The sequence below is a fragment of the Pseudomonas sp. O39 genome (assembly GCF_045447295.1).
In the GTDB taxonomy this organism is placed as follows: domain Bacteria; phylum Pseudomonadota; class Gammaproteobacteria; order Pseudomonadales; family Pseudomonadaceae; genus Aquipseudomonas; species Aquipseudomonas antarctica_A.
Genome location: NZ_JBJGXV010000027.1, coordinates 1 through 12,349 on the forward strand (window position 1 = coordinate 1; position 12,349 = coordinate 12,349).

At 58.3% G+C, this 12,349-nt stretch carries 14 protein-coding genes; 6 read left to right on the forward strand and 8 right to left on the reverse strand.

The window, feature by feature from the left end; all coding sequences use genetic code 11:
- From ACI77D_RS25360 to ACI77D_RS25370, 3 genes are all read left to right on the forward strand, one after another.
- Positions 1-1,165: RHS repeat domain-containing protein (locus tag ACI77D_RS25360; RefSeq protein WP_407017704.1), on the forward strand; the 1,165-nt coding region annotated here is incomplete at its 5' end.
- Position 1,166: 1 nt separating this feature from the next.
- On the forward strand, positions 1,167-1,580 hold the full coding sequence (locus ACI77D_RS25365; protein WP_407017705.1) for a hypothetical protein: 414 nt from the start codon (positions 1,167-1,169) through the stop codon (positions 1,578-1,580).
- Positions 1,564-1,971, forward strand: coding sequence for a hypothetical protein (locus ACI77D_RS25370; RefSeq protein WP_407017706.1), 408 nt, complete (start codon positions 1,564-1,566; stop codon positions 1,969-1,971). Before ACI77D_RS25365 ends, ACI77D_RS25370 begins: the two co-directional genes overlap by 17 nt.
- A gap of 49 nt (positions 1,972-2,020) precedes the next feature.
- Here ACI77D_RS25370 and hemB read toward each other — a convergent pair whose 3' ends face one another.
- From hemB to ACI77D_RS25385, 3 genes are all read right to left on the reverse strand, one after another.
- Positions 2,021-2,995, reverse strand: a complete 975-nt coding sequence (gene hemB, locus ACI77D_RS25375; RefSeq protein WP_053255439.1) for a porphobilinogen synthase — start codon at positions 2,993-2,995, stop codon at positions 2,021-2,023.
- Positions 2,996-3,126: 131 nt separating this feature from the next.
- Positions 3,127-3,969 carry a PhzF family phenazine biosynthesis protein gene (locus ACI77D_RS25380; RefSeq protein WP_407017707.1) on the reverse strand — a complete coding sequence of 281 codons (843 nt, stop codon included), beginning with the start codon at positions 3,967-3,969 and terminating at the stop codon, positions 3,127-3,129.
- Between the two features lie 3 nt (positions 3,970-3,972).
- Entirely contained in the window at positions 3,973-4,671 is a 699-nt protein-coding gene (locus tag ACI77D_RS25385; protein ID WP_064451767.1) for a glutathione S-transferase N-terminal domain-containing protein, read from the reverse strand.
- A gap of 251 nt (positions 4,672-4,922) precedes the next feature.
- Between ACI77D_RS25385 and ACI77D_RS25390 the strand changes: the two genes are divergently transcribed.
- Positions 4,923-5,624: a hypothetical protein gene (locus ACI77D_RS25390; protein ID WP_064451766.1), complete on the forward strand. Its 702-nt coding sequence runs from the start codon at positions 4,923-4,925 to the stop codon at positions 5,622-5,624.
- Between the two features lie 58 nt (positions 5,625-5,682).
- Entirely contained in the window at positions 5,683-6,738 is a 1,056-nt protein-coding gene (locus ACI77D_RS25395) for a permease (RefSeq protein WP_064451765.1), read from the forward strand.
- Between the two features lie 128 nt (positions 6,739-6,866).
- Here ACI77D_RS25395 and mnmH read toward each other — a convergent pair whose 3' ends face one another.
- The 4 genes from mnmH to ACI77D_RS25415 form a co-directional block, all read right to left on the reverse strand.
- Complete coding sequence (mnmH, locus tag ACI77D_RS25400) at positions 6,867-7,970, reverse strand: tRNA 2-selenouridine(34) synthase MnmH (protein ID WP_064451764.1); 1,104 nt, start codon at positions 7,968-7,970, stop codon at positions 6,867-6,869.
- Positions 7,970-9,004: a selenide, water dikinase SelD gene (gene selD / locus ACI77D_RS25405; protein ID WP_262667508.1), complete on the reverse strand. Its 1,035-nt coding sequence runs from the start codon at positions 9,002-9,004 to the stop codon at positions 7,970-7,972. Before selD ends, mnmH begins: the two co-directional genes overlap by 1 nt.
- A gap of 93 nt (positions 9,005-9,097) precedes the next feature.
- Positions 9,098-9,847 (reverse strand): TerC family protein, encoded by a 750-nt coding sequence (locus tag ACI77D_RS25410; RefSeq protein ID WP_128592216.1) that lies wholly within the window; start codon positions 9,845-9,847, stop codon positions 9,098-9,100.
- Positions 9,848-9,875: 28 nt separating this feature from the next.
- Positions 9,876-10,127, reverse strand: coding sequence for a hypothetical protein (locus ACI77D_RS25415; protein ID WP_407017708.1), 252 nt, complete (start codon positions 10,125-10,127; stop codon positions 9,876-9,878).
- Between the two features lie 134 nt (positions 10,128-10,261).
- On the opposite strand from ACI77D_RS25415, the gene nhaR reads away from it, so the two are divergent.
- A complete protein-coding gene (gene nhaR, locus ACI77D_RS25420; protein ID WP_407017730.1) occupies positions 10,262-11,164 on the forward strand; it encodes a transcriptional activator NhaR in 903 nt (300 codons plus the stop codon).
- A gap of 4 nt (positions 11,165-11,168) precedes the next feature.
- Here the strand turns inward: nhaR and ACI77D_RS25425 are convergent, their stop codons facing one another.
- Positions 11,169-12,326 (reverse strand): MFS transporter, encoded by a 1,158-nt coding sequence (locus tag ACI77D_RS25425; protein ID WP_407017709.1) that lies wholly within the window; start codon positions 12,324-12,326, stop codon positions 11,169-11,171.
- Between the last annotated feature and the right edge of the window lie 23 nt (positions 12,327-12,349).

The window sequence follows — 12,349 nt, forward strand, 5'->3', positions numbered from 1 at the left end:
TACCGGCAACCGCCTGATGATCCAGGGCGATCATCATTACGACTATGACGCCTTCGGTAACCTGATCCGCCAAAGGCGCGGCAAGGGTCACCAACTTGTCACCGAATATCGATACGACTGCCAGCATCGGCTGATCGGCATTACCCAGCCGAACGGGCAAACAGCCAGCTATCGCTATGACCCGTTTGGTAGACGGATCAGCAAAACTGTCGACGACATCACCACAGAGTTTTTTTGGCAAGGCGACAAGCTGATTGCCGAGCATCACGCGGATCGCCATCGCAGCTACATCTACGAACCGGACAGTTTTAGGCCTTTGGCACTGCTGGAAGGCTTTGGCCCGAAAGACACCCAGCCCTTCCACTACCAACTCGACCACCTCGGAACACCGCAGGAACTGACCGCGCCTGACGGAAAAATCGTCTGGTCGGCGCACTACCGCGCCTATGGTGAAATTGCCCGACTCGACATAGATAAAGTCGACAACCCGCTGCGCTTTCAGGGCCAATATTTCGATGCGGAAAGCGGGCTGCACTACAACCGCCATCGCTACTACAATCCGGATAGTGGTCGTTACCTGACGCCTGACCCGGTGAAGCTAGCGGGCGGGATCAACGCGTACCAGTACGTGCCCAACCCGACGGGGTGGATAGATCCGCTAGGCTTGAATACATGCCCTGGTGGAGACGGGTGTAAACCCGCAGACACGCCTGATGAGCCTTCGGCAAAAGCAAAAATTTACAAAAGCGAACCCGAACCACCGAAAACGAGCGATGAAGAGGAGTATTTATTTCGAGGGGATAGAAAACATCCACAAGAAGCCTTTAAAACTGGCTTTAAGAGTAAGGGAGAAAGCAATGACCTTTATCTGCACGCTCTAAACAGCAACGATCCACCAAGTAACTTTATAAGCACCTCTCCATCGAGGCTCACCGCTATAGATTTTGCAACCGGATACGGCACAAGAAAAGGTTATTTATACGTTATAAAAAGCATACCTGGTCATGACGTAAACTTAGAACTCGGTAAAATGACGCCATTCTCTAACGAGAAAGAATTCGCAGTCCATCACAAAATACACCCAGAGGACATTTTGGGCATGACACCTGTAAAGCGCGACGGAAGCTATGTAGGATACTCAATCCCAAATCCGAATAGGAAATAGTATGAATACGCAAACAATAAAGGTAATTATCGACAACAAAAGTTCGGAAGTCACCGTAAGATATGATCTCAAAAAACTTTCGATGACATTTTCCGAAGCTAACAACTTCAAGAAGACCTACAGGGGAAAGGACATCTATACTTGTTTAGCAAAAGTTAGAGCGGATTTCCCGCATATAGTATTCCTTTGTAAGGGCGCAAAAATAAACGTCATGCCCTCAAGGATGGCATCTCAAATGAGCGCCGGGCTTGTTGCATATGAAATGACACTAGGCAAACAAGCATCACGAGACGACATCGTCCATCTATTTGATTATGAAGAAAACAACCTAACAAACAACCCACAAGAACAGGTGGATTTCTTCAAAAACTGGCTAAAATCATTAGGTGCGGAGGACTATGAAAAATTCAGCTAAGTCAATTTCCAAAAAGAATATCTTCATCATCAACAACGGTATACGTGAAAATGCAGTAATCGAATATGAAGGAGGCAAGCCGACACTTCACCTACTGCTAAACGATGAAACACGAAAAAGCTACACAGCACTGGACCTGTATGATTGCTTCGGCTTATTGAGGGCAGACTTAAAAGATATAACGTTTTTATGCAAAGGCGCAAAAATTAACGTCCACACATCAGGTATGTCTTCACATATGTCAAATGGACTTATCGCTTATGAATTGACAATGGGGCAGGCAAACACTGAACTTGTGCATATCTTTGCGTTAGAGGAAAACAATCTCACCAACGATATACAGGAACAACACGACTTCTGCCAACGCTGGTCTGAATCGGTGCAGGTGTAGCTTGGAGCACCTGTGACGAGTCCCCCCGCCACAGGACCACGGACCGGAATCAGATCCCGGCCAACGCCAAATCCATCGCAAAATACGTAAAGATCAAATCCGCCCCCGCACGCTTGATCGACCCCAACGTCTCCCGCACCACACGCGCCTCATCAATCGCGCCCGCCTGGGCACCAAATTTGATCATCGCGTACTCACCACTCACCTGATAGGCCGCCACCGGCAAGCGCGAGGCTTCGCGAATGTCGCGGATGATGTCGAGGTAGGCACCGGCAGGCTTGACCATCAGCGCGTCCGCGCCCTCTTGCTCGTCCAGCAGCGATTCGCGCACGGCTTCGCGGCGGTTCATCGGGTTCATCTGGTAGCTTTTACGGTCGCCCTTGAGGGCGCTGCCACCGGCTTCGCGGAACGGGCCGTAGAGGGCCGAGGCGAATTTGGTGGAGTAGGCCATGATCGGAATATGGGTGAAGCCGGCGTCGTCCAGGGCGCGGCGAATCGCCTGGACCTGGCCGTCCATCGCTGCCGAAGGGGCGATCACATCGGCGCCGGCACGGGCTGCGGCCACGGCTTGCTTGCCGAGGTTGACCAACGTCGCGTCGTTGTCGACATGAGCACCGTGCATCACGCCGCAGTGGCCATGGTCGGTGTATTCGCAAAAGCAGGTGTCGGACATCACGATCATTTCCGGCACGGCGTCCTTGATGATCGAGGACATGCGCGAAACCAGGCCGCGTTCTTTCCAGGTGTCGCTGCCGTTGGCATCCAGGTGGTGGGACACACCAAAGGTCATCACCGATTTGATCCCGGCACGAGCAAAACGCTCGATCTCACCGGCCAGTTTCTTCTCTGGGATTCGCACCACACCCGGCATGCTGGTGATCGGTACGAAGTCGTCGATTTCTTCTTCGACGAAAATCGGCAACACCAGGTCGTTGAGGGTGAATTCGGTTTCCTGGAACAAGCCACGCAGCTCCGGGGAGCGGCGCAGGCGACGTGGGCGAGCTTGGGGGAACTGGCTGGTCATGGTTTTCCTGACTGGATGCTAAAACAGTAGAGGCAATAATCTTTGGGGCCAAAGCTTATGCCCCCAGGCCCCGGCAGTACAAACGCCAAGGGGCCAACAGTGTATTGCGCGGCCCGTAACAATTCATTGATCTAGAGCTGTACACGCCCTTCGATGCATACCGCTACCGCGCCGCCGATCCAGATTTCATCGCCGCGATGCTCGACGCGAATACGCCCGGCGCGCCCCATGGCAGTGCCTTGACTGACCACGTAACGGCTCGGCGCAAGGCCTTCACTGTGCAACCATTGGGCAAGACCGGCATTCAGGCTACCGGTGGCCGGGTCTTCCGGGGCACCATCGCCGGCGATAAAAGCGCGGACTTCGAAGTGCGTGTCGACATCGTCGCGCGCCGGGTCACACGGCGCGATGACGCCAATGGCCAACCCGTGCAGTTGCGCGTAATCCGGCTGCAAGCCCAGCACCTGGTCACGATCGGCCAGCATCAGCGCCAGCCAGCCCGCGCCATTGTCCACCCATTGGCTGCGCACAATGGCCTCGGGCGCCAGACCCAGCGCCAGGCGCACGCGCTCCAGCACAGGGGCCTCTACCGCGCCGGAACGCAATAACGGCGGCGCAATAAACGCCAACTCATCGCCCTCACGACGGACACGCACCAAGCCGATTTCGCACTCCTGGATGATCTCCTCGCCTTTCGGCATGCCGCCCGCTTGCAGCCAGGCATGGCAGCTGCCCAGCGTCGGGTGCCCGGCGAACGGCAGCTCGTTGAGCGTGGTAAAGATTCTCACCCGATAATCCGCCCGCGAATCACGCGGAGTCAGCAAAAACGTGGTTTCGCTGAGATTGGTCCAGTTGGCGAAGTCGGCCATTTGCTGGTCGGTAAGGCTGTCAGCGCCCAGCACCACGGCCAACGGGTTACCTTTGAGTGAGACGCTGCTGAATACATCCAGCTGCTTGAAATCGAAAGTCGGCATGCTTCAACTCGGTATGTTCAGGCCGCGGATCACCGCAGGGCGCGCAACAAAGCCGTCCAGCGCGCGCAGCACGTTAGGAAAATCGGCGATGCCCACCAGGTCGCCGGACTCGTAGAAGCCAATCAAGTTACGAATCCACGGGAACGTGGCGATGTCCGCGATGCTGTATTCGTCGCCCATGATCCAGGTGCGGCCCAGCAGGTGTTTTTCCAGCACGCCCAGCAAACGCCGAGACTCGGCGGCGTAGCGATCGCGCGGGCGTTTATCTTCGTATTCCTTGCCGGCGAATTTATTGAAGAACCCGACTTGGCCGAACATCGGGCCGATGCCCGCCATCTGAAACATCAGCCACTGAAGGGTTTCGTAGCGGGTGGCCGGGTCTTCGGAGAGCAACTGGCTGGTTTTTTCCGCCAGGTAAATCAGAATCGCGCCGGACTCGAACAACGCCAGCGGCTGACCGCTCGGGCCATTGGGATCGATGATCGCGGGGATTTTGTTGTTGGGGTTCAGGGACAGAAACTCAGGTGACATCTGGTCCTGGGTCTCGAAACTGACCTTGTGCGCTTCATAAGGCAGGCCCAGTTCTTCGAGCATGATCGACACTTTGACGCCGTTGGGCGTGGGCAACGAATACAGCTGCAAGCGTTCAGGGTGTTGGGCGGGCCATTTGCTGTTGATCGGGAAAGCGGCGAGTGCATTCATCGGAAAGTCCCCAGGCGGAAAGTCCTCATAATAACCACTGGCTCGGCGTCCTGCATGGGTCATGATTGCGCAACATAGCCGCGCTAATCTCGCGTGCTGACGAACCAAAGAGCCGATACACACTCTTAAGTGCGCCATCAGGGTGAACGGAGACACTCGTTACAACGATAAGGAAAACCGCAGGACGCCGGATGCGTCACTGGCGCCGGGCCTGTACGACTTAACCCCAAGCACGAAGACTCGACACTACAATGACAATCAAGCCTCTGTGCCTTGCTAAACGCCTTAAACGCTATTCATACATCATGTTGCCGCTGCTTCTGGTCGGCGGCGCAATCGGCCTGACGCTGGAGTCGCGGACCAGCCGCGCCGAACCGGTGGATGGCGTACAAACCCTGGTCTTCCTGCGTCACGGTGAAAAACCGGTCGGCGGCCTCGGCCAGCTCAACTGCCAGGGCCTGAATCGCGCGATGAACCTGGCGAGCGTATTGCCGGAAAAATTCGGCAAGGCCAATTACGTATTCGCCGCCAACCCGACACGCAACGTCGAGGAAGGTGAACACGACAATTCCTACAGCTACATTCGGCCGCTGATGACCATCAGCCCCAGCGCCATCAAGCTCGGCCTGCCGGTGAATATCAAGTTCTCAGCCAATGACACCAGCGCCCTCGCTGACGAGTTGGTCGAAGACAAGTACCACAACGCGATCATCTACACCGCCTGGTCCCATGGCTATCTGCCGGAGCTGATCAACAAGGTGGCCAGTGAAGCCTCGGGGGAAAAACACACCATCACTGAGGATTGGTCGGGCGATGACTACGACACGCTCTATGTCCTGACCTTGACCTGGCATAACGGCAAAGCGTCGCTGCTGAGCCGCAATTACAAGCAAGGCCTGAATAACGGCCAGCAGACATGCCCGGACGCAACTCAAGTCAGCGCAGATATCTGAAGCCTGGGCGCCACAGGCGTATGATGCCCCGCTATTGAACCATCTGCGGATCTGCACCATGCCCAACCTCATCTCCCACCAGCCCAACCGGGGCTGGTCCTTCTGGTGGAAACCAGCGCTGTTCGTGCTGGTGGCCTGCATAGGCCTCTACTACGTGAAGTGGTCGCCCTACTACCTCAAGGCGTTCGTGGCGGCGGATAACCACAGCATCGGCGCCTCGATTCTGAATGACCAGCAAAGCTCGCCACTGGCAGCGGCGCTGGCCTATGCCCAGGTATATTTCCTGGCGATCTGGAAGGCCGCCGTGCTGGCGGTCATCCTGGGCTCGCTGCTGCAAGTGTTGATTCCCCGCGACTGGTTGCTGCGTCTATTCGGCCGCGCCGGGCTGGGTTCGACCGTGCGTGGCGGGCTGTTCGCCTTGCCGGGAATGATGTGCAGTTGCTGCGCGGCCCCGGTGGCGGCCGGCATGCGCCGTCAGCAGGTGTCGGTGGGCGCGGCCCTGGCCTTCTGGATCGCCAACCCGGTATTGAACCCGGCAACCCTGGTGTTCATGGGTTTTGTGCTGGGCTGGGGCTTTACCGCATTGCGGCTGGTCGCAGGTATTGTGCTGGTGGTCGGCGTGTCCCTGGTGGCGCAGCGGATTGCCCGGCCCGACCAAGTGCCTGAAGCCGCACTGGATGCGGTGGCCGACGTCAGCCAGGTCGAGTCGCAGCCGTTCCTGAGCCGTTGGTTACGCACCCTGTGGCAATTGTTCTGGAGCACGATCCCGATCTATATCGTCGCCGTGCTGGTGTTGGGTGCTGCGCGGGTCTGGCTGTTCCCCCATATTGACGGGGCCATGGCCAACAGCCTGATGTGGCTGGTGCCGCTGGCGATCGTCGGCACGCTGTTCGTGATTCCTACCGCCGCCGAGATCCCAATCGTACAAACCATGATGACCCTGGGCATGGGCACCGGGCCGGCCGTGGCCTTGCTGATGACCCTGCCCAGCGTGAGCCTGCCGTCACTGTTGATGCTGCGCAAGGATTTCGATGCCCGCGTGCTGGTGACGGTGGCCGGGCTGACCATGCTGATGGGCGTGGTGTGTGGGTTGATCGGGGCGGTCCTTCTTTAGATTTCTGGCGACATTGAGGGCCCTTTCACGAGCAAGCCCGCTCCCACATCCAACCGGGCTCATCCTGTAGGATCGCGGTCGACATGTGGGAGCGGGCTTGCTCGCGAAGAGGCCCTCAAACCCACCGATTATTCTCGCCTGGCACTCCGCTCGCGCAAATAATCCACCACCGCGCCCTGCTCCCCCGCGAACTCGATCCGTGCGCCTTTGCTTTCACGCTGGAAGGCGTACATCGGGTCGTAATACTCACGCAGCAACCCTTCGATCCACACCCGGTGCAAGTCCACCGCACCGCTGCGGGCCTGTTCAGCCAAAGCGTCCTGCAAAACAGCCTGCAAGCGCTGGAAGCGCTCGCCGCCCAGGCGTTTGTGGATATTGGCCAGGCTCTGGGTCAGGCGCTCGGCAAACAGCGCCGGGCCATTTTCTCCAAACACCTGGATAAACTCGGCGCACAGGTCGACCACGTAATCACGCAAGATCCTTTCGACCCGGCCTTCAACGCTGTCTTCCAGCCACACCATAGGGAACGCCTGCATGCCTTTGTACAATGGCAATGGCAGCGCACAGCTGCCGATCATGCGGCTCTCATCCTCAACGACAAATTGCTCGATACCCGCCGCGCGTTTTTTCAGCAGGTCCACCGCCAGGCGGTTTTCGAAGTCGATGTTGGACGGTTGTGTCGTGGCGCGCTTGCCGAAGCTGGAACCGCGATGGTTGGCGTGCCCCTCAAGGTCCAGGGCGTTATGCAACTGGCCAAGCACCTCGGTTTTACCCGTGCCGGTCATGCCGCCCAGCAATACGAAATCACACTCGGCGGTCGCTTGCTCCACGGTATCCAACAAAAAGGTACGCATGGCCTTGTAGCCACCGCCGACGCGGGGATACTCGATACCGGCTTCAGTCTTCAACCATTGCTGCACGATCTGCGAGCGCAGCCCGCCGCGAAAGCAGTACAAGTAACCGTCAGGATTGGCCTTGGCGAACTGCGCCCACTGTTCGATACGCTCGGCCTTGATTGCCCCTGAGACCAGCTCATGCCCCAGCACAATCGCGGCTTGCTGGCCCTGCTGTTTGTAACAGGTGCCGACCCGCTGGCGCTCGTCGTCAGTCATCAACGGCAGGTTGATCACCCCGGGAAACGCGCCCTTGATGAATTCGATCGGCGCGCGGGTATCCATCATCGGCCGGTCGTTGAGGAAGATGTCGCGGTAGTTGGTGATGTCGGTTGCCATCAAAACACCTCTACCGCGTGTGTCTGTCGCTCAACGAGTTCACCGATCGGCTCCAGGCTCAGGCCCAGCTCGGCGGCCACCGCGTGGAACTCAGCGTCACCTTCGGCGGTAACGGCGATCAGCAGGCCGCCACTGGTCTGCGGGTCGCACAGCACGCGTTTGTGCAGCTCCTGCAAGCGCCCGAGTTTGCTCGAGTAGCTGTCGAAGTTGCGCAAGGTGCCACCGGGCATGCAGCCCTGATCCAGGTAATCCTCGATCCCTGCAAGGCGTGGGACTTTTTCGTACTCGATGCGGGCCGTGAGACCACTGCCGTCAGCCATTTCCACCAGGTGGCCCAACAGGCCGAAACCGGTGACATCCGTCATGGCCGTGACGCCGGCCAACTTACCGAAGCGGCTGCCGGGTTTGTTGAGCGTGCACATCCAGTCACGGGCCACGCCGACATCCGCCTCGCGCAATTTGCCCTTTTTCTCGGCAGTGGTGAGGATGCCGATGCCCAGCGGTTTGGTCAGGTACAGTTTGCAGCCGGCGGTAGCGGTGTCGTTGCGTTTCATATGGCGCTTTTGCACGATGCCGGTCACGGCCAGGCCGAAAATCGGCTCCGGGGCATCAATGGAGTGGCCACCCGCCAGCGGGATACCGGCGGCATCGCACACCGAACGGCCGCCACGGATCACTTCGCGGGCAACCTCCGGCGCCAGCACATTCACCGGCCAGCCCAGAATGGCAATGGCCATCAACGGGTCGCCCCCCATGGCGTAGATGTCGCTGATCGCGTTGGTGGCGGCAATGCGGCCGAAGTCAAAGGGGTCATCGACGATCGGCATGAAAAAGTCAGTGGTGGAAACCACACCGCGTTCGTCGTCGATGGCGTAAACCGCCGCATCGTCGCGTGAGGCATTGCCGACCCACAGATTGGGGTCGAGGTTCTGCGCGCCGCTGCCGGCGAGGATCACTTCCAGCACCTGGGGCGAAATCTTGCAGCCGCAACCCGCGCCGTGGCTGTACTGGGTGAGGCGAATCGGCTCGTTCATGGTGGACCTCAAGGTAACAAGTGGGCGGATTCTATCAGACAGCAAAAAGCCGGCTGGACTCTTGGGAGTTCAGCCGGCTTTTGGGTTTAGCCGTTACTGCCTGGCAGCGAGCAAACGCTTATGGCGATTGCGCCGCGCGATGTTCAGGCACTCGATCACCGCCGAGAACGCCATGGCCGCGTACACGTAGCCTTTTGGCACGTGAGCGCCGAAGCCTTCAGCGATCAACGTCATGCCGATCATGATCAGGAAGCCCAGGGCCAGCATCACGACCGTCGGGTTGTCGTTGATGAACTTGGCCAGCGGTTCAGCCGCCACCAGCATCACGATAACCGAGGTCACCACGGCAATGATCATGATCGGCAAATGCTCGGTCATGCCCACGGCGGTGATGATGCTGTCGATGGAGAACACCAGGTCGAGCAGCAGGATCTGACCAATCGCCGCGGCAAAGCCGATGGTCACCACATTGCCGGTGGTCGCCTTTTCTTCCGGCTCAGGGTCCATGCTGTGATGGATCTCAGTAGTCGCCTTCCACACCAGGAACAGGCCACCGGCGATCAGGATCATGTCTTTCCACGAAAACGCCTGGCCGAAGATCTCAAATACCGGGGCCGTCAACTGCACGATAAACGCGATAGTGCTCAACAGGCCCAGGCGCAACACCAGCGCCATGCTGATACCGATACGCCGCGCCTTGGCTCGGTGCTTTTCAGGCAATTTGTTGGTGAGGATCGAGATAAAGATCAGGTTATCGATGCCCAGCACGATTTCCATGACGATCAAGGTGGCCAGTGCCACCCAGGCGGTGGGGCTGGCGGCCAGTTGTAAAAGGTAGTCCATAGGTCAGTCCTGACGTTGTGCTGGGGAATTAGGCTTCTTTGTTGCTCGTTTCAGGCTCTTTTTCTTGCTGATCAGCCTTTTTTTGCGGACTGATCAGGCCTTGCGTCGCCTCACTCAATGCCTGCTCGGCGGCTTTGTGGGTGTCATCGATGGCTTGTTTGGCCGACTCGGTGGCCTTGCCCAGCACTTGCTGGGCGCTTTTTTCGACCTGATCACACCCGCTGATCATCACCAATGAAAGCGCAAGTAAGGACGCCGCGCCCAGGGAATTGAGTTGCATGCTGTATTCCTCGTTAGAACCAGTGGGTCCAAATAGTGGCCCCTCGATAGCGAGGCATTCTATGCAGCTGAACAGTTCAGGAAAATTCGTATTTTTCTCGCGTATACTTCGATTTTTACGAAGTGTAGACGATGATGCTCAATTACCGACAGCTGCATTATTTCTGGGTGGTGGCCAAGACCGGCAGCATCGTGCGCGCCTGTGAGCAATTGAACCTTACGCCCCAGACCATCAGCGGGCAGATCAGCCTGCTGGAGCAGACCTTCGGTATTGCACTGTTTCAGCGTGTCGGCCGCCAGCTTGAACTCACCGAAGCCGGGCGCCAGGCGTTGCCCTACGCTGAGCAAATGTTCCAGACCGGCAACGAACTGGAGGCGATGTTGCGCGCGCAGCCCAATGAACAGCAGATCCTGTTCAGGGTCGGCGTGGCGGATGTGGTGCCCAAATCCATCGTTTACCGGCTGATTGCACCTACGATGGAGCTGAGCGAACAAATCCGTATCACCTGCCGCGAGGACAAACTCGAACGTTTACTGGCAGACCTGGCGATCCAGCGTCTCGATCTGGTGATCTCCGACAGCCCCATGCCCACTCACCTGGACATCAAAGGCTACAGCCAGAAACTGGGGGAATGTGGCATCAGCTTTTTCGCCACCCAGGCGTTGGCCGACCAGTACGGTGGCGATTTCCCACAATGCCTGCAGGGGGCGCCATTATTGATTCCGGGGGCCGAGACAGTGGTGCGCAGCCGCTTGCAACGCTGGTTCGCCGAGCAGCAGATTCAACCGAAGATCATCGGTGAGTTCGATGACAGTGCATTAATGCAGGCGTTTGGCCAATCGGGCAGCGGAATCTTTATCGCTCCCAGCGTGATTGCCGACGAGGTGGTGCGCCAGTACGGGGTGGCGCTGATCGGCCAGACTGATTCGGTAACCGAGTCGTTCTATGCGATCTCGGTGGAGCGCAAGGTCAAGCACCCCGGCATCGTGGCGATTACCGAAGGTGCCCGACGCGAGTTGTTTACCGCCCTGCCCTGACGACTCAGGCGTTGGATGCGACCGGTTGCCTGGCGGTCATCAGCCACAACGCCAGCAAGATCGACACCAGGATAAACCCGGACGCCGCAAAGCCCAGGCTGCCAAGGCCGAGGGTGTCGATCACATGCCCACCGACCATTGCCCCCAGGCCAATGCCCAGGTTGGCCCCGGCGATATTCAACGACGCCGCAAACGCTGGCGCATGGGGCGCGGCCTTCATCAACCGCACGTGGCTGACCAGGAACATCGCCGCCTGGGTCACGCCCCACACGGCCATCGCCGCCGCGAGGCCGACAGTGGAGTGAATCGCCGGGACCAACGCCACCATGCCCGCGATCATGAACCCACAGAACACCATGGATGCGATCAATGGGTGGCGATCCACTGCGCGCCCGCCGAGTGAATTGCCGATCAGGCCTACCGCGCCAAACCCCATCAGGCACCAGCCCACCAGTGTGCCGTCGAACCCGGCCAGGCGCTCAAGGATGTCTGCCAGGTAGGTATAAGCGGTGAACATGCCGCTGAACACCAGCACTGACAGCAGGATATGACCCTGCATCAACGGGTTGCGCAGGATCTTGAATTGCGAGCGCAGCGTCACCTGGTCGTTCTTCGGCTGGGTCACCGGCAAGTAGATGAACAGCAGCAACGCCTTGGCCAACGCCACGACCGCCAGAATGGCAAACGCGGTACGCCAGCCGAACATGTCGGAAATCAACGTACCGACCGGAATGCCGAACACCGTGGCACAGACGATGCCGAAGCCGATTTTTTCGATGGCTCGCCCGGCGTATTCGGGGCCAACAATGTCCACCGCGGTTTCGCTGGCCAAGGCCCAGAACACCGGTAACCCCAGCGCCGGTATCAACCGCGCGAACGCCATCACCCAAATATTCGGCGCCAGCGCCGCCACGGTATTGGCCATGCCGAACATGATCAGGATGCTGATAAACAAGCGCTTGCGTGGGAAGCGCGCGCAGTACGCCGTCAGAAACGGACCGAACGCCGCCACGGTAAAGGCGAACAAGGTCACCAACAATCCCGCCTGGGACACGCTGACATTCAGGTCCCGGGCAATCGACGGCAGCAGGCCCACGATGACGAATTCTGTGGTCAACACAGTAAAGCCGGCGGCCGACAGCAGCAGGATGGGAAACAACATGAAAACTCCAGAAACGACGACAT